At 58.7% G+C, this 23,653-nt stretch carries 14 protein-coding genes; 3 read left to right on the top strand and 11 right to left on the bottom strand.

Translation table 11 applies throughout. The annotated features are described in order from the left end of the window. Position 1: 1 nt before the first annotated feature. The 8 genes from ACR8BN_RS18595 to bcsR form a co-directional block, all read right to left on the bottom strand. Positions 2 to 1,492 carry a M16 family metallopeptidase gene (locus tag ACR8BN_RS18595; RefSeq protein WP_031590318.1) on the bottom strand — a complete coding sequence of 497 codons (1,491 nt, stop codon included), beginning with the start codon at positions 1,490 to 1,492 and terminating at the stop codon, positions 2 to 4. Positions 1,493 to 1,738: 246 nt separating this feature from the next. Then, positions 1,739 to 3,028 (bottom strand): dicarboxylate/amino acid:cation symporter, encoded by a 1,290-nt coding sequence (locus tag ACR8BN_RS18600; RefSeq protein ID WP_083070415.1) that lies wholly within the window; start codon positions 3,026 to 3,028, stop codon positions 1,739 to 1,741. A 225-nt stretch (positions 3,029 to 3,253) separates the two neighbouring features. After that, entirely contained in the window at positions 3,254 to 5,260 is a 2,007-nt protein-coding gene (hmsP, locus tag ACR8BN_RS18605; RefSeq protein WP_235764665.1) for a biofilm formation regulator HmsP, read from the bottom strand. A 116-nt stretch (positions 5,261 to 5,376) separates the two neighbouring features. After that, on the bottom strand, positions 5,377 to 8,844 hold the full coding sequence (gene bcsC / locus ACR8BN_RS18610; protein ID WP_434747215.1) for a cellulose synthase complex outer membrane protein BcsC: 3,468 nt from the start codon (positions 8,842 to 8,844) through the stop codon (positions 5,377 to 5,379). Further along, positions 8,837 to 11,125: a cellulose biosynthesis cyclic di-GMP-binding regulatory protein BcsB gene (gene bcsB / locus ACR8BN_RS18615; protein ID WP_434747216.1), complete on the bottom strand. Its 2,289-nt coding sequence runs from the start codon at positions 11,123 to 11,125 to the stop codon at positions 8,837 to 8,839. The genes bcsC and bcsB overlap by 8 nt, the downstream gene beginning before the upstream one ends. A 4-nt stretch (positions 11,126 to 11,129) precedes the next feature. Continuing rightward, the gene (bcsA, locus tag ACR8BN_RS18620; RefSeq protein WP_434747217.1) at positions 11,130 to 13,733 is read right to left on the bottom strand and encodes a UDP-forming cellulose synthase catalytic subunit; all 2,604 of its coding nucleotides are present in this window, start codon (positions 13,731 to 13,733) and stop codon (positions 11,130 to 11,132) included. After that, positions 13,730 to 14,461 carry a cellulose biosynthesis protein BcsQ gene (bcsQ, locus tag ACR8BN_RS18625; RefSeq protein ID WP_434747218.1) on the bottom strand — a complete coding sequence of 244 codons (732 nt, stop codon included), beginning with the start codon at positions 14,459 to 14,461 and terminating at the stop codon, positions 13,730 to 13,732. Before bcsQ ends, bcsA begins: the two co-directional genes overlap by 4 nt. Next, complete coding sequence (gene bcsR / locus ACR8BN_RS18630) at positions 14,461 to 14,658, bottom strand: cellulose biosynthesis protein BcsR (RefSeq protein WP_010257416.1); 198 nt, start codon at positions 14,656 to 14,658, stop codon at positions 14,461 to 14,463. The genes bcsQ and bcsR overlap by 1 nt, the downstream gene beginning before the upstream one ends. Positions 14,659 to 14,858: 200 nt before the next feature. Here bcsR and bcsE point away from each other — a divergent pair, with 200 nt between their 5' ends. Genes bcsE through bcsG form a run of 3 tightly spaced genes read left to right on the top strand, consistent with a single transcriptional unit; the run spans position 14,859 to position 18,243 of the window. Beyond that, on the top strand, positions 14,859 to 16,394 hold the full coding sequence (gene bcsE / locus ACR8BN_RS18635) for a cellulose biosynthesis protein BcsE (RefSeq protein WP_275102614.1): 1,536 nt from the start codon (positions 14,859 to 14,861) through the stop codon (positions 16,392 to 16,394). Beyond that, positions 16,394 to 16,582: a cellulose biosynthesis protein BcsF gene (gene bcsF / locus ACR8BN_RS18640; RefSeq protein ID WP_039390442.1), complete on the top strand. Its 189-nt coding sequence runs from the start codon at positions 16,394 to 16,396 to the stop codon at positions 16,580 to 16,582. Before bcsE ends, bcsF begins: the two co-directional genes overlap by 1 nt. Next, positions 16,582 to 18,243: a cellulose biosynthesis protein BcsG gene (gene bcsG / locus ACR8BN_RS18645; RefSeq protein ID WP_069025584.1), complete on the top strand. Its 1,662-nt coding sequence runs from the start codon at positions 16,582 to 16,584 to the stop codon at positions 18,241 to 18,243. Before bcsF ends, bcsG begins: the two co-directional genes overlap by 1 nt. Before the next feature lie 133 nt (positions 18,244 to 18,376). On the opposite strand, the gene ACR8BN_RS18650 is transcribed toward bcsG, so the two are convergent. The 3 genes from ACR8BN_RS18650 to ACR8BN_RS18660 are packed head-to-tail and all read right to left on the bottom strand — an operon-like array spanning position 18,377 to position 23,651. Further along, a complete protein-coding gene (locus ACR8BN_RS18650) occupies positions 18,377 to 19,384 on the bottom strand; it encodes a glycosyl hydrolase family 8 (RefSeq protein ID WP_143790250.1) in 1,008 nt (335 codons plus the stop codon). An 8-nt stretch (positions 19,385 to 19,392) separates the two neighbouring features. Next, the gene (gene bcsD, locus ACR8BN_RS18655) at positions 19,393 to 19,836 is read right to left on the bottom strand and encodes a cellulose biosynthesis protein BcsD (protein ID WP_039390436.1); all 444 of its coding nucleotides are present in this window, start codon (positions 19,834 to 19,836) and stop codon (positions 19,393 to 19,395) included. Further along, positions 19,836 to 23,651 carry a cellulose synthase subunit BcsC-related outer membrane protein gene (locus tag ACR8BN_RS18660; RefSeq protein ID WP_434747219.1) on the bottom strand — a complete coding sequence of 1,272 codons (3,816 nt, stop codon included), beginning with the start codon at positions 23,649 to 23,651 and terminating at the stop codon, positions 19,836 to 19,838. Before ACR8BN_RS18660 ends, bcsD begins: the two co-directional genes overlap by 1 nt. Between the last annotated feature and the right edge of the window lie 2 nt (positions 23,652 to 23,653).

Raw genomic sequence — 23,653 nt, forward strand, 5'->3', positions numbered from 1 at the left:
TTTATGCGGCTGGCGGAACGTCTTTGACGTTACTATCCGGCGGACTGGCTTCATTGCTGGTCGCCGGTGCCGCTGGCGGTGCCATCACTTTGTCCCAGTTGTTTTGCAGGCTCTTCACGTTGGTTTCCGCTTCGCCTTCTGGCTGAATCAGTACCATCATCAGCTCCTGCGTCAGCTGCTGACGCAGCTCCTGGTTTAACTGTTCGCGGGTCAGGCCGGCCAGGAAAGTCTGACGCAGCTTCTGATACTGCTCAGGTGCGATATCGACTACGGCGTTCTGCTGGGAGCGCAGGCGCTGGCTCATCAGCACATCCGTATCGGTGCGGGCATAGGTGGTAAACAGCTTGTTCAGCTCCAGCAGCTTCTGCGCCATCAGCGCATCGAACTCCTCCTGCGGCAAGCCTTTGTCACGCACGTTTGCCAGCTCACGCGCCACCAGGTTCATATTCTGCGCCAGATTTTCGTTGCGTCCATCCAGGTTGATGGAGCACTGCGCACGCTGATAGAGCACACGGCAATCAAATCCCACCTGTATGCCCTGAGCCTTGCTGTCACTGAGCGCACGCTGGACATGCCAGAACAGCGCTTCACGCGCCAGATCGCCCTGCCAGTAACGCTGCAGATTCTGGGAGTCACGAATCGGTTGCCACGGCGTATCCCACACCAGCGAAAGGCGATCCTGCGTCATGTTGCTGCTGACCAGATTTACCGGCTCGTGCGGCAGCGGCGACAGGGTGGGCAGTGGCGCAGGCGTTTCTCGTTTACCGGTTAACGCCGAGAAGGTTTTATTGATCTGCTCAGAGAGGTTGCGGCTGTCGACATTCCCTACCACGTAGAGCGTCATCGCATCCGGGGTGTACCACTGATGATAAAAATCATTGAGCTGGGTTAAATCAACCGGCACGCGTGGTTGCGCTGCGGGATCATGTGCCAGCAGCGCGGAGCCTTTCAGGCGGTAGCGCCACCAGACATCCTGGGTATCTTTCGGCCAGGTCGCCACCGGATCCGATGCCGCCAGCGCGGTGTTGACCACCTGTTCGGTGATGGCCATATTGCCCGCCGTGGCCGCCAGCCAGTTCAGCGCTTCTTTCAGCAACTCGGGGCGGTTATTCGGCAGACTCAGATTATATTGGGTGGAATCATAGGAGGTGATCACAGGTGGCAGCGGATGCTGTGGATCCATCGCCTGTTGCCATAGCGCGCGCTGCTGATTGTTATCAAGCGCGGTGTTGTGCACCATCGCCAGACGCGGCAGCAGATGGCTGAAGCCGGCCTGTTGCGCACTCTCCACCAGCGAGCCGGTATTCACCACCAGCCGCAGTTCAATACGGTCACTGGGGCGTTGCGGTGTGGCCAGTAACTGCCAGTTAAATCCATTATCCAGCTTGCCTTCCTGCCAGGCCGGATCCGGTTGCAGCGTTTCTGCCTGGAGACCAAAGCTGCTTGCCAGCACTAATCCACCAACCAAAAGCCGAATTCTGGTGCCCTGCATGTGAACCCCTACTCAAATAATTCAAATATCGTTATCACTGGCGCATATTGCCGCTGTTATTAACGAATCGGCTGGCGCCGAATCGCGCTGTTATCCAACAACAAAGTGTTTGACCACAGGAAGCTCAGGATGTCGCGTAACGAAGTGAAAAACGTCAAAAAAAACAAGTGGGGTTTATTATGCAAATGCCCGCTGTCAGGGCAAGCGACAGCGGGCATTTGTGGGGATTTAAGTGAAATTCAATGATTAAATTGAAGATTCAGACGCTTTATTCTCCTTATTCCGGCCTGCCAGCGTGTCGGTCAGCTGTTTATGATCCAGCTGATCGACCCACTTCGCCACCACCACGGTCGCCACACCGTTACCGATCAGGTTGGTCAGCGCACGGGCTTCGGACATAAAGCGGTCGATACCAAGAATCAGCGCCAGACCCGCCACCGGCAAATGTCCCACCGCAGAGAGCGTCGCGGCCAGCACAATAAATCCGCTCCCGGTTACCCCCGCCGCGCCTTTGGAGGAGAGCAGCAGCACCACCAGCAGCGTAATCTGATGGAAAATGTCCATGTGCGCATTGGTCGCCTGAGCGATAAATACTGCCGCCATGGTCAGATAAATCGAGGTGCCGTCCAGGTTAAAGGAGTAACCGGTGGGGATCACCAGCCCTACTACCGATTTCTTGCAGCCCAGCTTCTCCATCTTATCCAGCATGCGCGGCAGCGCAGACTCGGAAGAGGAAGTGCCCAGCACAATCAGCAGCTCTTCTTTGATATAGGCGATGAACTTAAAGATGCTGAATCCGGCGAACAGTCGTGCAATCAGTCCCAGCACGATCACAACAAACAGAATACAGGTGATATAGAAGCAGATAATCAGCTGGCCGAGCTGCACCAGTGAGCCCACGCCATACTTGCCGATAGTGAACGCCATCGCGCCAAATGCCCCTATCGGTGCCAGACGCATGATCATGTTAATGATGCCGAAAATCACTTTTGAGAAGCTTTCAATCACGTTGAAAATCAGCGTGCCGGTGTTACCCAGACGATGCAGGGCAAAACCAAACAGAATGGCAAACAGCAGTACCTGCAGAATATTGCCGCTGGCAAAGGCGCCAATTACGCTGTTGGGGATAATATCCAGCAGGAAAGCAACGATACCCTGCTGTTCTGCCTGCTGGGCGTACATCGCTACGGCTTTGGCATCCAGCGTGGCAGGATCAACGTTCATCCCGGCACCTGGCTGCACCACGTTCACCACGATCAGGCCGATAATCAGCGCGATGGTGCTGACAATTTCAAAATAGAGCAGTGCAACCGCACCGGTCCGTCCTACCGCTTTCATGCTTTCCATGCCAGCGATGCCGGTCACCACGGTACAGAAAATTACCGGGGCGATAATCATCTTGATTAACTTAACAAAGCCATCTCCCAGCGGCTTCATCTGGGTCCCTAACTCCGGGTAAAAATGGCCTAACAAAACGCCGATGCCAATCGCCATCAGCACCTGGAAATAAAGGCTTTTAAAAAGTGAGGTTTTCATAAACAGGTGTCCACTAACGCCGTGAGGTGATGTTGTCGGATTCGTTATTGTGACTGGCGGGCAACAGAGGTGGCGCCTGACAGTAACCCGAAAATAACACTCTGTTTACGTGATTAATACAGGGTGACAAACGCCCAGGAAACCCGGGGATCGTAATTCTGAACTGAAACGCTTCAGCAGGGGGTTTTGTAACTAAAATTCTCGCAAAATCAATGAATCAGGCAATTATTGCGGCAGTGAGGAGTTTTCGATCCATGCCTGATTGAATCGGGCCAGAGGCAGCGCTTCAGCATAAAGATAGCCCTGTCCGATATGGATACCGCGCGCCAGAAGCCAGTCACGTTGTTCCGCTGTCTCCACACCTTCGGCAATCACCTCCAGATGGATAATCTCGGCGATGGCCGCCACGATGCAGACCATGGTGTCGTCATGCGGCAGCGCCGCCACGAAGCTGCGATCCATCTTCAGCTTGTTAACCGGCAACGCTTTCAGCTGATGGAGGTAGTTAAGGTTGGAGTAGCCCATGCCGAAATCGTCCAGAGCCACGGCCACGCCGGTCTGCTGCAACATCCGCAGCATCGATATCGCCTGTTCAGCATCATCAAGCTGAGCCGTTTCTGTCACTTCCAGCACGAAGGTGCCAGGTGCGATGCGGTGGCGCGTCAGCAGGGATTGCAGATGAGAGACCACGCCCGTGTCACGCAGTTGCACAGCGGAAATATTCACACTCAGCGGCAGCGTAATGCCCTGTCGCTGCCAGCCTGCCAGAATGCGGCACGCCTCTTCAAACACCCAGCGGCCAATGGCGCTAATCACGCCAATCTCTTCGGCACTGGCAATAAACTCTTCGGTCAGACCGTAGCTGCCGTCGGGCTGGCGCATACGCAGCAGCGCTTCCGCGCCAACTAACGTGCCGGTGCGCATATCGACCTGCGGTTGCAGATAGAGGGCGAACTGCTCATTGTGCAGGCCCTGCAGAATGTCATGCTCCTGGGTCAGACGTTTTTGCGCGCGCTCGGTTAACGCGGCGTCAAAGAACAGGATCTGATTTTTGCCCTGATGGCGGGCCGACATCATCGCTGAGGTCGCGCGGCCAAGCAGATCACTGGCGCTCAGCGGCTGATCGTCGCGCAGCGCCAGACCAATGCTGACGTTAGGACGCAGCTGCAGCTGATACAGGTTGACCGGCTGATTAAGGCGAATCATCAGGTTACGGGCCAGACGCAGGGCGCGGAACGGATTACTGGCGCGCTTCATTAACAGGACAAAGTCGCTGGTCCCGGTCTGCGCCAGCAGAGTATGGTCATCCAGCGTATTACGGATCTTCTCCACCAGCGTCAGCATCAGCGTATCGCGCTGCTCATCGCTCAATACGCCATTGGCTTCCTGCAGGGTTTCAATGCGGATCACCATCAGCCCCAGCGGCTGTTCCGGGCTGCTCATGAACTGCTCGACCAGCGCCAGAAACAGGGTACGGTTGGGCAGATCGGTCACGGGAAAATGGGTGGTCAGCCGGCTCATCTCATCATGTATCGACTCCAGCACCTGCTGATTGCGGTTGTAGCTGCGGATCAGCATGCCGATTTCATCATCGCGGTGGCTCTGCGGCAGTGACAGCTTATGCGTCAGAATCGACTGCGGCGGCAGCTCCTGCAGCTCCCGCGAGAGATTGCGCAGCGGATGCACCACCAGCCGGTTGATACACCAGCTGATCGCCACCGACAGGATCAGTGCCAGCAGCAGATAGGTGATAATCATGGTCGAGAGCGTGCTGAGAATAAACTGGTAGACGCGCGTCGAGTTAGCCTGCAACACCAGATAGGCCAGCGGTTTCGGCATCCCGGTATTTTCCACTGAATAGAGCGGCAGGGTAATCTGCACCGGCAGCTCAAACAGTCGCGCCACCAGACGCGGCACCGGTTTCTCCGTTTCGAAGTCGGCATGCAGAGCCTGAAACGCATTCGGCAGCACCACATCGGCGCGCGATAAAATACCGGCAGGTTTCAGTGAATGGAGAATGCGTTCGGCCTGAGAAATATCGGCGCGTAGCACCGCTTCCGACAGCGGCTGGCGGACGGTGTGTGCAATATTCTCCATCTGCTGGGCGTAGTCAATCCTGCGCTGCTGCACAAAATGAAACAGTTGGATGACGATAAAGATGCTGATGGTGATAACCGCAACCAGCGAAACCGTCGCCATCTGCTTTATCGTAAGTGACCGGCTTACGCGCAAAAATATTCTCCTGACGATGAAAAAAGCCCAGATAGCAGACAGTACAATGCCCGCCAGTATATCCCATAAACTGACTTTTTTACCGTCTGAAAAGTCCGGCTTTTTCCCGGTCGGGATTATTTAAAATCCGCGTAAGGGGTCAGCGGCTGTGGCGGCATATCCAGATCCCCTTCCCAGCCTGCGGCAGAGTAACGCACGTAGATAAGCCCGTGACTTGGGGTATAGTCTTTCGCCTGTTGAATATCGACACCCACCCCGATAAACCAGTCGGGCGTAATACGACGTTCAACAACGCCCTGCAGCGTATACCCGGTGCCGCTGCCGGTGCTGCTGGCGGAAACGGGATTGCTGGCAAGGGTAAAACCGGGATTGACCGGATAGCGCTGCTGCGCATCGGTTTTCGAATGTGACCAGGAAACCGAGCCGCCCAGGTCGAACGACCAGTTTTCCGTACGCTGTCGCCAGGTGACCGGCACGGAAAAGGAGAGATACTGCTGCGGACTGTAGTAGCCGCCCTGACCGAAGGTGTAATCGCTGAGATCCTTCTGATAGTGCCAGAGCATGCTGTTCAGCCCGACGGTGGCACGGCGATTATCGCTATTAATGAGCTTGTAGTAGTAGCCGGCCATTAAGCGCTCGCGACTGTTATCCGCAACGTTTTTACCGGTGATCTGATGCGCGCTGATGTCGCCCCAGATACCGTGCGCCCCACCCTGATCGTAACTCAGCCCGATGCTGCCACCCGTTGCCACTACGCCGCCCCAGCTTTTTCCACCATTGGCCGATGGATCGCGCGCGCCCGAATAGGAAAGCAGCGAACTGGCGATCGGCCGTCGCGAGGCGGTCAGCGTCACGCCAAGATCCCTGACGTCAGTTTTCCAGCTCAGTCCACCGGTCCAGTTGGTCACCTCAAAGCCCAGCGGCGTGGTACCCAGATCCGCTGACCAGCGGTCATTATGCCAGCCGACGCCCAGCGCAGTGCCCTCGGCGCGCTGACTGGCATCGCGGCTGCATCCGCCGGAACTGGCGTCGTCGCAGCTACCAAACTGCTCGTCGAAGCTGCCGTTGCGGGTGGTAAAACTCCCTGCCGAGACGTCCACCCGGTCGAGACGGAAAAAGCCGCGTCCGTCGGCAAACGGACTTTCCGCCTGCAGCATGGTGGTATGGGCAGTAAAGTCGGAGACCCCAGCCGTACCCTTATTGCGCGAATAATCCTGCTGCACCGTCAGCGTTGTCTCACGCTGACGATAGAGATCTGCGGTGTCGCTGCGAATACTGCGCTTCAGCCAGTCATCCTGTTCCTGAGAACGTGTCGCGCGGCTGATACTTTCGCCGCTGCCGATACCGCTGGCCGTCATCGCCTGACGATAATCCGCCAGCGCGATCTCTGGCTGCTGCTGTGCGCGCTCCAGCCGTGCCGCATCACGAAACACCAGTGCCTTATCCTGCGAAGGCGGCAGTGACGCAGCGCGCTGCTTCAGGCTGGCAAAGCGCACGGCAGCCTGCGTGGTTTCGCCCACTGCCTGCCATGCCAGCGCGGCGCGGCGATCGGCATTAAGAGTATTGGGCTGGGCTGGCTGCTGCTCAAGTGCCTGCCGTGCTTCACCGGTGCGCTGGAGCGCGACCAGCGCTTCGATTCGTCCCAGCGCCGCGTCGCCGCTATCCGGCTCGCGCGACAGCACCTGCTGATAGGTCTCCAGTGCCTGCTGCGCATCCCCGCGAGCCAGCGCCCAGTCGGCCAGCGTCAGGTCACGTCGGCTGGAAACCGGCTGCTGGTAAAGCAGCGTCACCGATGCCCGCTCCTGCCCTGCCGCACGAAGCGCTTCGGCGCTGGCAAAAATTTTATCCTGCCCGAGCCGGTCAGCCAGCTCATGCATATTGCTGTTCCACTGCGTTTCAGGCAGACGATGCAGCGTTGCCAGTGCGGCGTCATCATTATCCCGGCTGGAAAGGTAGAGTGCGGCAGCGTAGATCGCGGTCGTATCTCCGGGATGCTGCTGTTGCAGCGTCGCGATCTGTGCATCCGCCTGTTGGGTGGCCCCACCGTCGCGTAGCGCGCTCGCCAGCCGATAACTGAGCCAGACGTCATCCGGCTGCAGCGCCAGCGCCGCCCGATACTTCTCTGCCGCCTGCGGCCATTTATTCTGCCGGGCGAGCGCATCGGCCTCGGCGCGCAGACTGTCACTGCGCAGCGCGCGCAACGTTCCCGCCATCTCGCGCTGCTGCCCGGCGGGTAGCGTACTGATAAACTGCATTACGCGGGCAGGCGACTCAGCCTGATAAAGCCCGGCCAGGCGACGCACGGTGGTCGTGTTGGTCGCGTCAAGCCGCAGCGCATGCTGCCAGAACAGTTCGGCACCTGCCGCATCTTTGCGCGCCATCGCCACATCGCCCAGGCCAATCAGGGCATAGCTGTCGGTGCTATCAATTTTCTGTGCGGCGCGGTAAGCGCGTTCGGCCCCCTCAACGTCATGCTGCGCCAGCGCCTTGTCGCCCTGTTCGACCGCCAGCCAGTAACGGTTAGTCTGCAACAGCGACTGCCATTTGCCGATCAACGTGCTCTGCTTGCCCGCTTCAACGGCGCGTTCCAGCCAGAGCACCGCCACGTCACGATGGCCGGCGCGTGCCTGAGTCTGCCCCATTGCACCCATCAATTCGGCGTCGTTGGGGTTATCCTTCAGTGCCCGGCTAAGCGCTGCCATCGCATTATTCACATCGCCCGCCTCGACCAGCGCCAGGCCACGCATCCGTTCGCGATAGGCGGGATCGGCGAGCTGCGCCTGCTGCTTCGCCAGCACATCCGCGCCCTGCTGGTGCGCGTCGCCGTCGGTAAAAACAGCCAGATAAGCCTTCAACTGCGCCACGCTGCTGTCGCTGACCGGCTGATCGTTGATTTGCTGCAGCCAGAGATCGGCGGCGGCGGCGCGTCCGCCGTTGCTGTTTGCCAGCTTTTTCAACTGCGCTATCGCCTGCGCCGGCTGCTGTTGATCAAATGCCATGCGTGCAATTTGCAGCTCAACCCCGATATTGCCCGGGTAGCGCTGCTCCAGCGCCTGTAGCTGCTGGTAAGCGACGCTCTCCTGATCGGGAATGCGTGCCAGCAGCCGCCAGTATTCCAGCGCCGTGTTCGCATCCGGAAAAACCCCTCCGAACAACGCATCGTAAGCACTTTTCGCCTCCGCCAGGCGCCCCGAAGTGGCGAGCAGGCGCGCCTGCTGCAGCTGCTGCCGCCCATCCGACGACATCAGCGTCAGGCCGACGGCTGATTCACGCGTCGCGGCGGAGTCGGGCGCAACCTTTTTCAGCTGCTCCAGCAGCATCTGAGCTTTAGGGATATCGCCCTGACGCAGCGCCAGCCGCAGGCGAGCCGCCAGCACCTGCGGATTATCAGGATCGATCTTCTCAAGCCGGTAGAGCGATTGCTGCACCAGATCGTATTTGTTGGTCGACTCGCCGGTGCGTACCTGTGACAGCAACCATTCGACCGGCGACACCTCCGGTCCGTCGACCGGTGCAGCCAGCCCCGGCAGCGCACTCAGTGCGCCGAGCAGCATGCCTGCCCGCAGCACCCGGGCGTTATTCATCTTCATCCAGTAAACGACGACGGGTAATAATTCGCATCAGACGCCAGGTCATCAGCGCGAACAGTACCACCACAAAGAGTGCGCAGAGTGCCAGCCAGAAGGGATGGACGGAGAGTAGCGACCAGAGACGCTCCCACCACGGCAGATGACCAACGTAGTAGCTCTCTCCCACGCGCAGGCTGTTAACCCCTGACTCGCGGATCACCACGGTGGAGCCAGACATCGTGCCACGCTTGCCGCTGTCACCCATCGCCTCGTTGAGCAACTGCCAGCTGCGCGGCGTGCCATCGGCGAGCAACGCGACAACGCTGCGCTGATCGTAAAAAGGTGACTGGAAGCCAATCACCGTTGCCAGCGGGCCGCGGGAGCTGATAGTCGTCGTGCTTTCTGCCGCCTGCTCGCGCTGACTTTGCGGGTTCACCTCCGGAGTGATCCGTCGCACAGGCTCTTTCAGCCAGCTGGCGGTGGCGTCGACCAGCGCCGGGATCCGCTGGTCATCCTGAAGATCTTTGGGGATGACGCCGATCATCAGCAGATCCACATCCTGCTTCTTCGCCGTGGCCCAGTCATCGGTCAACTGAACGCGCAGCGCCGGATAGCCGGTTTGCGCACCCATATTGCCCAACGTATTCAGCAGCGTGCTGACCTGCTCTGCATCGGGTTTTGGCGGCATCAGTACCAGGGTTTGCGCCAGATCGGCGTAGCGGCTGAACGGAAAGCCCGCATTCGCCCACGCGCGCAGCGACGGCATTTCGATGTAGTGCCGATAGCCGGAAAAATCGATGCTGGAATTGTCGTCCACCACCACATGATGCGTAATCGGCGTTGCGGTTTCGCAGCGCCCATCCGCGTTACCGCTGATGGTGATGTTGGCGTAATCAAAATCGAAGCGCAGCTGATTCACCACCCCGAGGCGCAGCGCCGGAATCAGCAGCTCATGACTCTTGTCCAGCATTCCCTGTATCAGCGGAATATGCAGCAGCTGCTGACCCGTCGTATTTTTCGGCGGCAGCGGATAATCCTGAATGAACTGATTATTCAGGTTGACCGCCAGCCGTGAGCCATTCGACTGGAAAGGCGCGGTATAGCGATAACTCAGATCCATATCGATACCGCGCGCGCGAACCAGGAAGAGATCGGGCGGCAGATTAAGGGTCAGGCTTACGGGATTAGGCTGCACCCCATCAGACTGCAACTGATTCTCATATTGCGTCAGTTCGGCGAAAGTGGTGCGGCGATCGGTCCGCACCCAGTTAGGTGCGTCATAGGCCTGGCGCGGGGAGAGCAGCTTAACGCTGTCGATGGTTGAGATATCGCCGCGCAGCAGCAGCTCACCCTGGGCGATACCCTGAACCGCCGTCAGCAGGTCCTCATCATTGCGTCCCAGAATCAGCAGCATTTTTTCATACGGATTATCGGGCTGGCTGACAATCTCTACTGTGGGTTTCGTCACCGGCGGTAGATCTTTCAGGAAATCCGGGCGCGATTCGTTGGTGGCGAACACCACCGCATGATGCTGTTGCGGTAACTGGTTATACAGCACCGGAAAGCGCTGCCCGCGCCAGCCCGTTTTGCTGCCAAACCAGGAAGCAAGAATGGCGGCAGCCCGCTGCTGCGTGACATCCGGCTGGGCGCTGAACACCATCGGCAGAGTCAGCGGTCGCGTATCCCGCGAATCAAAAAAGGGTTCCGGGAAGTGGGAGAGGTCATTTTTCAGCGGCAGTTTTTGCAGCGTCAGATCGATGCCGCTCTGTTTGCCGATATCGAGCCAGATTGCGCTATTGGCAGGATTTTCACAGACGTTGGCGTAGTGGCCCACCAGCTCGAAACGCACGCGGTTGAAGTCGGCAATGTAACGCGGAGCGATCGACAGCTGCGTCTGGGTCTCTTTACCCAGCTGTTCCGGCGTCAGGGTGATCAGACCGACCAGCTCATCATTGAGATACACCTTCAGCTGCGACAGCGTCGGCAGCAGTGCGGGCGAAGGCCGAAAGCTGAGGTTCAGCAACGCGCGCGTCACCACCTCATCGCTGCGCACACCGAACTCAATCTGTCCGGTGGTGCGGGTGCCACGCAGCGTCATGCTGCCAGGCGGCGGTGCCAGCTGGGCAAAGCTCAGCTGGCTGTTCCGCAGCGGTGCGCCGTTATCCTGCGGTAAAGATTGCACAGGCGTTACACCAGCGATGTTTGCGGGCGCGTCCTCCTGCGCGGCGGCACAGCTTAACGTTGCACTGCCCAGCAGCAGAGCGGCAAACCACCTGTTTACTCTCGGTATCGTCATATCATCAACTCAATGCGTTTTTTGAAGCCGGCACACGTCCGATGCCTTGCGGCAACAGCGAAGCCAGCCAGCTCACCCCAACGGTAAGCAGGTTAAACAGCCGACGTAACTGCGGTGGGCCATATTCCGCCAGGCGCAGGTAACCTTTGAAACCGAGGATCATGATATCGGCGAGGCTTTGCACCGGTTTATCTTCCGGAAAACCGTCCTGCCACAGCGCCCAGGTATCGGCGCGGGCGAAGGTACACTGGATAAATTCAATATGCTGCTGGGTGGTCAGCTGATGGAGACGCACGCCAGCACGGTGGCCAAAGACACGCTGCACCTGGCACGGGAAGCTGAACTCCTGCTGTCCACGACGCAGCAGCAGCCACACTTTTTCATTCTCCCGCAGCGCATCCGGCTCGCGCATCTCCAGCCCGACGCCGCCGTCAGAGTAATCACGTAGCGTACAGGGCAGCATATGACCATCTTCGCGTGCAATGGCGGCCGGCATGGCGATCTCCACCCGGTGCGCCTCACGGATCTGCCGTGCTTCAACCGAAACCGCTACCGCACCGCCAAGAATAATCATGTTGTAGAGCACCCAAATCAGGCTCACCCATACCGTCAGTACCTCATTGGCCGGACCGTGCTGCATGCGCCAGAACGCCATCAATACCCCTGCGAGGTTGAGCAGCACCAGCAGCATATAGGGCTTGGTTATCACCCAGTCCAGATGCTGCTCCTCGACCAGCCCGCCTTTTGCGGTGACGTTAAACTTCCCTTTATGAGGATTGAACAGCGCCACGGTGGTAGGCCGGGCGATATACCAGGCCAGCACCGTCTCGTAGACCTCGCTCCAGAAAGAGTGTCGCCAGCGTCCCTGAATACGCGAGTTGGTGAGGCTGGTATGCAGCATATGGGGCAAAACATAAATGGCGATCGCCAGCGCAGGCGCGTAGATGATGTAGGCATGACAGAGCAGAAACGCCAGCGGCGCCAGCAGGAAGACCAGCCGCGGAATGCCAGAGAGAAAGTGCAGCATGGCGTTGGCATAACAGAGCCGCTGTACCCACTTCAGCCCCTTACCAAACAGCGGGTTATCAAGGCGGAAAATCTGCACCATACCGCGTGCCCAGCGGATACGCTGTCCGATATGCGCTGACAGACTTTCGGTCGCCAGTCCGGCCGCCTGAGGAATGCGGATGTAGGCCGAGGTGTAGCCGCGCCGGTGCAGACGCAGCGAGGTATGGGCATCTTCGGTAACGGTTTCCACCGCAATACCGCCAATTTCATCCAGCGCGCTGCGGCGCAGCACGGCGCAGGAGCCGCAGAAAAAGGTGGCATCCCAGGTATCATTACCGTCCTGCACCAGCCCATAAAAGAGCGAACCCTCATTGGGCGTACGACGAAACCGCCCGAGATTGCGCTCAAACGGATCAGGCGAGAAGAAGTGATGCGGCGTCTGCATCATCGCCAGCCGGGGATCTTTAATAAACCAGCCCATGGTCATCTGCAAAAAGGCGCGCGTCGGTACATGGTCACAGTCGAAAATCACCACAAATTCGCTGCGGCAGTACTTTTTCAGCGCGTGATTGATGTTGCCGGCCTTGGCGTGCTCATGAGTGGGACGGACGACATAGTTGATACCCACGCTGGCGGCAAAGTCGCGGAATTCCGGCCGGTCACCGTCGTCGAGCAGATAGATATTCAGGCGGTCTTTCGGCCAGTCGATGCCCATGGCAGCATAGATGGTGGGTCTGACCACGCTGAGCGGTTCGTTGTAGGTTGGCACCAGCAGATCGATGCCTGGCCACTGATCCCGATCGACAGGCATCGACACCGGCTGACGGTTAAGCGGCCAGAGCGTCTGAAAATAGCCCAGCACCAGCACCACCCAGGCGTAGGTCTCAGCCGCAATAAGCAGCAGACCAAACACCAGACTCAGCGGATCGTCCCAGTTCAGCGTCGAGGTATAGCGCCACCAGAGGTAGCGGCACGATACGGTCAGCGACAGCACAATCAGCATCATGGTCGGGAAACGCCCCGGGACGCGTCGTACCAGCATCGCCAGACTCCAGAGCAGTACCACAAAGATAAACTGCGTCATCAGACCAAAGGGCTGGCTGATACAGAGCAGCGCCAGCAACGTCGCAAACAGGGCGGTGACGGCGAAGAGGCTGCGTCGCACCAGCGGCGACAGCCGCTTCAGCCACTGTTCGATGCGCACATCGATTCCCTGGGTCTGTGAGTGGGCAACGGCCCTGTCCAGCCAGCGGTAGCCATGGTGGCGCCACCCAGACAGCGCACCGAGGCCACGGAAACCGCCACGAGCGCCATCGCTCTGCGTCAGGATCACCAAAAGCCACAGCGTCTGGATCAGATAACGCAGGATATCCAGCGGTCGCGGCCGCTCCGGCGAAATGTGCGGATAGAGCCGGCGGCGCTGCTGAATAATCCGCTGCCAGCCCGGCGTTTCGAAGCGAAGCAGCATCAGACCCAGCACCGACCAGAACAGATGGAGCGCACTGGCGAAGCGGGACGCGCCATTGCCTCGCGCTGTGGTGTAGCCCCTGTGCAGCGATTGGCAGGCGGGCGCTGTTAACAGCCAGCACAACGGATTCAAGAGCTCACTCCATTCAGATTGAGCAGCAGCCAGCTTGCCAGCGTGATGATCTCTTCACTGACCAACGCATGTGGCCGGTATTCACCGACCGGCTGCTTCATCATCAGCGCTTCTGCCAGCGCCTCATCCCGGTGGATCAGTAGCGGGATCAGCGGATTCAGCGAGGCCATCCAGAGCTGATGCAGATCCTGCTGCAGACGGCTGTTGGCATTAAACTGATTGATAATAAACCGGGTGCGCGCCGGAAACTGGCGCTGGTTAAGCCGCAAATGGCAATTCGCGTCTGGCTGAGTGACGCACAACAGGCTGTCCAGCGTCGGATAGAGCGTTTCATGCCAGGGCAGGGTATCGGCAGGCAGATCGAAAATAATCCACTGATAGCGCGCCCGCAGGTCCGGCAATGCCTGGAGCAGCGGCGCGGCGATCGCCTCATTCTGTCTGGCAATAGTCAAAGCATGCTGATGGGAAAGCACCCCGTGAGGCAGCAAATCAGGACCATCGGGATAGCGAAGCCCGCTGTGCTGCCAGTCACCGCCCTCACACAGTGCTTTCATCCAGCCATTATCCTGCTGAGCGGGCAGATTAAAATGCACGCCGAGCTGGCTGACCGGGGAGCCATCGATCAACAATACTCGCTCGCCGAGTGCAGCCAGCGCCCAGCCTAATCCGGCACAAAGAGAAGTCGTGCCGACGCCGCCCCGTACGCCCTGAAGCGCAATCTGCGGCATCAGCGATCGGTCTCAGACTGGCTGGCAAGGGTTTCCGCTAATAGCGGCCAGCGCGACACAATCGCTTTCAGGCGCTCTTCCCGCGCAATGTCGACATAGCGGAAAGAGTGCAAAGAAAACGCATCACGCAACGCACTAATATCATCCTGACGATCGCCATCAGCGGCAACAGGGTTATAGAGATTGTGGTTTTTCATTACTGTTCGCCAAAAATAAAACAACGTCACACTCAGGATGACGGACTGCGCGTAAAGAAAAGTTGAAAAACATTTCCAGAAACGCGGCAATTGCAGAACAATGTGAGCCGGCCTGTGATTAGCAATGTTTAAATTTCTCAGGTTACATCCCGGCCTGTCTATAATAAGCTAGCCTGGACTGGAAAAATAACGAATTCAATATGAAAAATTCTTTTTCGCTGGGGCTGTTGCATGTTCAGCCTGAATTAACGGCATTGCAAACGCCTGGCTGTTATTGGGTGACCTGTGCGCGGCAGGATGACGCCCGCACTTTTATTCGACAGGTAATTTCACATCAGCAGGCCGTAACGCTGATCAGCGCTGACCAGCCGCCGCGTGATTTGCTGACGCCCGACCCCATTGGCGGACCCGATCGTATTCCGCTGTTTTCTCTTTCCAAAAGCAAAAGCAGTTTGTTGCAGCTGGAAAGTGATTTTCTGCGCACGCTCGGCAGTAAAAATGGGTTAGTGATATTTAATAGCAACGCAGCGCAATGGGATAAGCTTGATGACGCAGAATTATCCCGCTGGATAAAGGGCATGCGTCAGACGCTGCATAAAAGAAAGCTCACCCTTTTAATCGTGACCTCGGGCACCACAATAATAAATCTGAGTAATCATCTTCAGCGTTATTTTCGTCAGCTGGATGGCGTTGCGCATTTGAGCTTTCAGCAGGATAGCTGGCAGTATCGAATTAACTGGTGGTATGCCGCGGAACGCCTGCTTGCCGATCGGGCAATACGTCTGGGCTGTGAAAATGAGCGCTTTTTTACCTTAAATGAAAAGCAGGAACCGCTGAGCCTCAACGATGAGCAGCATTATCTTGCGGACAAAATCGTGCTCGAAGGCGCGCCGCCGCTTTCACGCCAGTGGCAACTGTTCGAGGATAATGAACAGGCCTGGTTGCGGGCGCAGCAGGCCAATGCCGCAACGGTGATTTTCAGCCTGACCCGCAGCGAATATATCAACGAACTGGCGAAGATGGTGCACAGCCTGCGGCGTACACGCGGCAACGGCCTGAAAATTGTGGTGCGCGAGATGGGGGCCAGCCTGCGTTATAGCGACGAACGTCTGCTGCTGGCCTGCGGTGTGAACGCCATCGTCCCGACTAACGCCACACTGTCGCGCTTTCTGACCACGCTGGAGGGCCTTCAGGGACAGGTGTTTAACCGTCGCGTTCCCGCCAGTCTTGAGGCGTTAACTGCTTCGTTGCAGCCTCTGCATGAGAAAGGCTACCTGCGTCTCGACGCCTTCTGTCAGTCAGTCGGCCAGTTGATCAGCAATACCCTGCTGCCGGAAAATGATAAGGGCCTGCTGGTCGCGTTGCGGCCGGTGCCACAGCTTAAGCCTCAGCAAATCCTGACGCTCTGTAAACCGCGCCGCTTTGGCGACCTGGTCACGGTGCTGGAAGATCGTGTCATCCTTTTCCTCTCTTCCTGCCGCTATAACGACCTTGATAAAGCATTGAAATATATCTTTTCTCTGCCTCACGACGAGCTGTTTGCTAACCGGATGGTCTGGTTTGAGGATAATCAGATCCTCGCGGAAGTCAGCAATATCAAGAAACTGACGCCGATGGCAATTCAGGAGCTGACTCCGGTATCAGAGACGGCCCGCGCCGCCGTTGAGAGCCGGCCTGAAACACATGAACGCGCTGCACCGCAGCCCATCACTTTATTGCCGGAGAACAAAGCCTGATGAATCTGATGGACTGGGTACAAATCGCGCTACTTACTCTGGTTATCCTGCTGTTTTTAAAGCCGTTATATCAAAAATGGCTACCCCGTCGCTGGAACGGCATCATGAATCGCCTGTTGCCGGCTCGCGCGCTTAAATCGGAAGGTCACTGGCAGCGTCAATCCTCTGAAACGGATAGAAAAAATTAATGAATACTGATCAACCTGCGGCGGCCTCCTCTTCCCGCTTCTGGTCCTCCTGGCGCGGACTGGGCGGCTGGAATTTCTACTTTTTACTGAAGTTCGGCCTGCTGTGGTATGGCTATCTCAATTTTCACGCCCTGAGTAATCTGGTGTTTCTCGCCTGGCTGCTTTTTCCGTTACCCTCGGCGCGCCTGCATCGCATCCGCCAGTTGATCTCGATTCCGGTTGGCATCGCGCTGTTCTGGCACGACACCTGGCTGCCAGGACTCAGCAGCATACTCAGCCAGGGCGATCAGCTGGCGGGCTTCTCTGCGGCCTATCTGCTCGACCTGGCCGATCGCTTTATTAACTGGCAAATGGTGGGGGCCGCCTTTGTGCTGCTGGTTCTCTATCTGTTTGTTTCACAATGGATCCGCATCACGGTGCTGGTTTCGCTGATGCTGATCTGGCTTAACGTGCTGACGATTGCTGGCCCGGCGATGTCGCTGCTGCCGACCCGGACGGCCACGCCACAGGTGGTATTGAATCAGACGCCCAGCGGCGGCCAGCCAGCCGCCACGCCGGATGGACTGGAGCAGTCTGCGCCGCCGACCAGCGCGAATCTCACCGCCTGGCTGAACCGCTTTCATGAAAGTGAACGCCAGCGCGTGACGCATTTTCCCGACAATCTGCCCGCCGATTCGCAGCCTTTCGACATCCTGGTGATCAATATCTGTTCGCTCGCCTGGTCTGATATGGATGCTTCTCAGCTGCGTAACCATCCGCTGTGGCAGCATTTCGACATCATGCTGAGCAATTATAACGCCGCAACCAGCTACAGCGGACCGGCAGGCATCCGACTGCTGCGTGCCAGTTGTGGCCAGACCTCGCATAGCGATCTCTATAAACCTGCCGATCCGCGTTGCTATCTGTTCGACAATCTGGCGAAGCTGGGCTTTAAAGAGCAGTTGATGATGGATCACACCGGCGTATTCGGTAACTATCTGAAGGAGGTACGCGAAGGGGGCGATATTCAGGCACCGCTGATGTCACAGGCGGGTATCGCACCAGAACTGACATCATTCGACGGCTCGCCGGTCTTCAACGATGCGCAACTGATGCAGCGCTGGCTGGACGACCGCAGCAAAAGCAGCGATGCACGCAGCGCCACTTTCTACAATCTGATCCCGCTGCACGACGGCACCCGCGAACTCGGCAGCACCAAAACGGCACCGTGGAAGCCGCGCGCGCAACTACTATTCGATCAGCTTGATACCTTTATGACACAACTGGAGAAGTCGGGCCGCCGCGTCATGGTAATGGTAGTGCCCGAGCATGGTGCCGCGCTAGAGGGAGACAAAATGCAGATGTCCGGCCTGCGCGATATTCCCAGCCCGGATATTACTCACGTACCGGTAGGCATTAAATTCGTCGGAATGAAGGCGCCGCATCAGGCTCAGCCATTGAACATTGATGCGCCGACCAGCCTGCTGGCCTTGTCAGAGATTGTGTCGCGCGTCGTAGATGGGCAGGTTTTTAATGCCCCGAATGTGAATATGTCGGTGCTGACTGACAAGCTGCCACAGACGCCGGTGGTGTCGGAAAATGACGGTGCGGTGGTGATGATGTATCAGGGCAAACCCTGGATCAGGCTGAACGGCGGCGACTGGGTCGCCTATCCGCAGTAACGCGTAACCGACGGGCTGCAGAGCCGTGACCCGGCAGTTAAAGGCGGAGCAGGCGCGGCTGAGCGCCTGCTCCCTGTTGAGCGCGTGGCGGTCGGTGGCAGAACAGCGGCCAGTGCCGCCATTCTGCTGGTTATCAGCGCTTCTCCTGAAATGCCTGCCAGGTCAGCAACTGCAGACTGGCAGAAAAGTAGTTCTGATCCGCAGCCAGCTTATCGCTCAGATAGCCGGTTTCATTCAGCGTCAGGTCACGTACCGCCAGCAGTCCGCCCTCAAGATGGTAAGGTGCAGGGGCATTCGCCAGCACGTCGAACCAGGCGGGTGTCAGCATGCGGCTGTAACCCTGCCAGACGCGCTGAAACGGCACCAGTGCCAGGCTGTGCGGGTCATACCACCAGATGTTCAGCGGCACGCGAATCGCATCGTAACTGAAGCGGTTCGAGTAGCCGACGGCCGGGGCAACCGAACCGTCGGCATTCAGTGCGACCCAGTCCATTGGCAGCCCGGTTTTACCAAAGCTCAGCTTACCCAGCAGATCAAAGCCATCGTTAATCAGCTTATCCCAGACCTGAAGATGGCTGTGTTCACCAAACTCGCGCCACGCCTGAAACAGGAAGTAAGAGGGATTGAGCACCACATAACTGACTTTGTTAAAGCCCTGCGCACCCGGCAGCATCACGGTGTGGCCGCCAAAACTCGTGACATCCAGCCTGATGATGGCGCGCTGAATACGGTCAGATTCCTGCTGGTAGCTATCCATCTGCCATTTCTGTGCAGCACGCTGTAGTGCCCAGGCCAGCAACACATCGCCATCCGAGGCGTTATTCTTGTCGGCGACGGGGTTGTCACTGCCCGGCACGTAGCGCCAGTAGAAGAGCCCGGTCTGCGGATTACGCAGCTGGCTGCGCGTCCACTGCCACAACCGATCGAAGGTGGCGCGATCGTCGTTGGCCACCGCCAGCAACATGCCATAACCCTGGCCTTCGGTGTGGCTGACGTTGTTATTGGCGGTGTCAGTGATCCGCCCTTCTGAGGTCACAAAGCGACTTTTAAAAGTCTCCCAGCCGCTGGCATTCGCCTGCGCGCTGCAGGCCAGCAGTAAAACAGAGCAGAGCCAGACCCGCCAGAGTGGATTACGTTTCATTTCCGATCCTATTGATATCGATAGTGCAGCGTGCTGCCATCGTTGAGTTCAAGCGTAACCGGCACAATGCTGCTGCCGCCCTGGCCCTGCAACCAGCCCGAAAAAAGCCCGGCCATCACCGCACCAAACGCCGCCTGCCAGTCAGCCGGAGAGTGGGTGTTGTCGCCTGCCGGTAAGGCGTGACAGGCAATCAGCAGCGCCTTCTCTTCCGGCTGAAGCTGCACAAAGCCCCAGTTAAACCGCGCCAGTTGCAGATTGCACTCGCGCTCCAGATCCTGCACGGTACGCGACTCAGGCAAAGGATAGCGGGTCGCCAGCGATTCCCCCATCTTATAGAGAAAGGCTTCTGCCTCCTGCTGACCGGCGTTGGCGATCATCCCGTCAATCAGCACGCTGACCAGATCAAACCAGCCCGGCTGATAAGGATGCGATACCCCCGAATGCTCACTCATTACTTCTCTCCGAACAGGTAACGGACATAGAGCTGCGCGCTGCTTTCGTTGTAGTCACCAAAGGTGTCATAACCCAGCTGGCCGCCAATCGTCACATCTTTATTTAGTTTGTAGTCCGCCCCGGCGTGCAGGTTGTAGCCGATGCCGTTTTTACTGTCGCCGGAGTAGTAAGCGTCTTTCACACTGCCGCTGGCGGCAAGGGATTCCAGCTCTGACTGCAGGCTGGCATCCGACGGGAAGTACGCGCTTTTATCCTGACTGTAGGTCTGATAACCGGCTGCCCCGCCAATATTGACCTTCAGATCGTCAAATTTGCGGGAGAACTCAATCGGGAAGGAGACCGACGCATAGTTCTGCGGGCTGAAGTAGCCGCCCTGACCGTAGCTGAAATAGCTGAGGTTTTTCGAGAAGTCCATCCACGACAGGCTCATGCCCACTTTCAGCTCGCGATCGTCAGTGTGGAACGGACGAACGTAGGCGCCGGCCGTCGCCTGCAGGTTATTATTGCTGGCGACATTCTCGCCGAGATAGCTGTACGCGCCCGCACCGGCGTAGAAGCCCGCATCGCCATTGTCGTAGCTTAACAGGGCGTTAGCGCCGTTTTTGGTGACGCGTCCCCAGCGTTTGCCACTGGTTTTATCTTCTGCGCCGACGTAAGAGAGCAGGCTGTCGGTAATCGCGCGACGCTCACCGGTCAGGATCAGCGTCAGGAAGTCGGTGAGTTTCGGTGACCACTGCACGCCACCGACCAGAGTACTGAGATCCTGGCCCAGCGGCGTACTGCCGATATCCACCTTATAGCTGTCGCCCTTCAGCGCCAGATTCAGCTCCACGCCCGAGGCAGTTTGCGAATCGGTGGTGGCGTTCGGCAGGTCATTCACCGTTGCACCGCCTGCAGCCACTACCCTGCCCTGACTCAGCGCATTGGTGCCGAAACGGCGCCAGGCATCGGCTGCGCCACTGCCCGCCGTAAGTGAGACCGGCGTTGCGGTAAAGTCGAGGCGCGCCGTTTCAAACGGCACGGTAGAGAAGGTCAGCGGCGCTTTGGCTTCCGTCAGCTTGCTCAGGCCCGACTCGCCGTCACGCCCGCGCACCTGCACCATGCCCTGACTCCAGCTGCCGGTTTTCTCCTGCAGCGAATCCATCATGGTGTCGACGTCGTGCAGAATCTGTGACTGCCGGGAAACAGTTTCGCTGCCCGCGGCCGGTTCACCCTGCGTTGTCACGCCAGCGGCAACGCTCGCAGGTGCCGCCTGCCACGGCAGCACGGTGCCGTAGCTGGATGGTGAACGTCCCACCGGCGAAGTATCACGGTTGATAAACGGATTATCCGCCAGCGCCAGTCCGCCCACGGTCGGCACGCTGCCAGGCTGCGCGCCCTGCAGGCCAATCAGCTGACCGCGCGCTGAACGCAGATAAGCCATCGCCTGAGAATGCTCGCCATTGGCTTCCGCCACCCGCGCCAGCAGCAGCAGACGATCCGGTGTCTGAGTCGTACTGTTAAGGCCGCGACTCAGCTCATTAGCGCGCTGCACATTGTTCTGCGCCAGCGCGACGTTGATGGCCCCGACGCGCGCATCCTGCGTCGGCGTATCCTGGGTCATCAGGTAGTCATAGACCACGCCCGCATCCCGGTTCATCTTGCCGTCCTGGTAGAGACGGGCCATCGCGAACATCAGATCGCGGTTCTGCGGATCCTGCTGCAGTGCACCAATGAGCTTGTCATACGCCACCGCGTACTGACGCTGCTGCCGCAGACGATCCACTTCGTTAATCAGATAGCCATTGCGAATACCGGCCAGCTGCGTCGGCGTACTGCGCGCCTGCAGTTCCGGGTTGCTGAGGAAGCGCTGCGCCTCACTGCCGAGGCCCGCCTGATTCAGCACCGTCATCTGCGCGGCATAATCGCCCGCATTGCCCTGCACGCCACGCTGCAGGTTAGTCCGCACCACCGAAACGGCGCTGGTGAGATCGCCCGCCTGCGCCAGCTTCTGCGCCAGGTTTCCGGCATCAACCGGGTTGGTGGGTGGATTAACCGTGAGCGCCTTCAGGGTATTGGCGGCGGCAGCCGTCGCGCCCTGCGCCAGATACTGGTCGGCCGTGCTCATCTGCAGATTGAAATTAACCCGCTGCGCCAGTTCACGCATCGCCGCCGTCTTCGCGTTAGCGGGAATGCGCGACAGCAACGTGCTGGCCTGCTGCCAGCCGCCGCTTTCGCTGGCGTTAAGCGCACCGGCATACAGTTCGCTGGTGCTGGCCCCGTTGCGCATCACCGGCTGCATCACGTTGGCCGCCAGCAGCGTATCGCCCTGCTGACGGTAGAGCCGGGCTAAATCAAGCCGCAGCCAGCCATCCGTGGGATAGCGCTGAATACCCTGCTGCAGCGTCGCGATGGCAGCGGCATTGTTACCAGCCGCCAGTTGACGCTTCGCCTGCTGACGTAGCGCATCGGCTTCATTGGCCCGTGGCGTGACGCTCTGGCGAACGCTGTCCGGCAGTGCACCCAGCAGCGTACTGGCTTCGGCACCCCGATTCTGCTGACGCAGAACATAGAACAGCCCCTCTTTGGCGCTGCGGTTATCCGCATCGCTTTGCAGAATAGTGCGATAGAGTTGCTCCGCCTGCGCAGGCTGATTGGTGCGGCGCAGCACGTCGGCGCGGAACAGTCTGGCGGCCAGCCCTTTTTCACCGTCAGCCTGCACCAGCGGTTCGCTTAATGTCAGCGCCTGCGCCGTGTCTCCGCTTTTCAGTGCCTGCTGGGCGCTGGCCAGCTGTGCATAAAAACGCGCATCGTCAGCCTGCTGCTGACGCGATGAACCCTGATCGCCGCCGAGCTGAGCAGACCGCTGCAGATAATCCGCCGCTTCCTGATAACGTCCGGCTCGCTGGGCCACATAGCCCATGCCCGCTAACGCATCGGCATCCTGCGGATTCGCGCCCAGTACTTTTTCAAAGCTGGACTGCGCACCGCCGACGTCACCGCTGTTGAGCGCACTGAATCCGGCCCCTTTTTCTGCGCCGCCGACGTTTTTACGGTAGTAGTCGATGACGGCGGAGTCCTGCGGATGACGTTGCTGCCAGGTCTGATAGAGCGCCGCATCTGACGGCTGCGGACCGAGCCACAGCAGCGCCTGACGCAGTGAGCGGTCGGCATCCTGATTACCGCTCGCCAGCGAACTCAGCACCTCAATGCCTTCGCGACGGGTCGGTTCCTGATAGGTCAGCGCTTTACCCAGCGCCAGCCGTGCGCCGGTGTCCTGCGGATGCTGAGTCGCAAACTGACGCAGTGCCTCAACTGCCTGCGGCAGCAGCGTACGGTCGCCCGCCATAGTGAGATAATATTCTGCCGCGACACTGGGTGGTGGCGCATTACCGCTGAAGGTGTTGCGCCATGTCTGTAACGCCGCCGGAATATTGCCGCTGCGCGCCTGCTGACGCGCCAGCGCAAGCTGCGCCTGCGGAATGGTCTGCATCTGGCGCGCGTTATCCAGCTCGCCAAGATGCGGATCGTTGGGGGAGACCTGGCTCAGCCGGGCGCGATACTGCGCCGCCGCCGCAGTGTCGCCGCCCTGCTGTGAATAGAGCGCCAGCAGGTAGAGCGCCTGAGTGTTGTTGGGTTCAACCATCAGCACCTTTTGCAGTGAGGCTGTCGCCAGGTCGTCATGCGCTTTCTGATGCCAGTAAGAGGCCTGATCGAACAGCGCCTGCAGCGCCGGGTTGGCGCTTTCTGCCGCCAGCAGCGGCTGTGACAGGGCCAGCGCGCTGCCCAGCAGCAACGCCTTACGAATACCGGCACTTAACAGATTTTTTTTCATTA

Origin of the sequence: Pantoea sp. Lu_F5_004 (genome assembly GCF_051136245.1) — a bacterium.
Lineage (GTDB): Bacteria > Pseudomonadota > Gammaproteobacteria > Enterobacterales > Enterobacteriaceae > Pantoea > Pantoea agglomerans.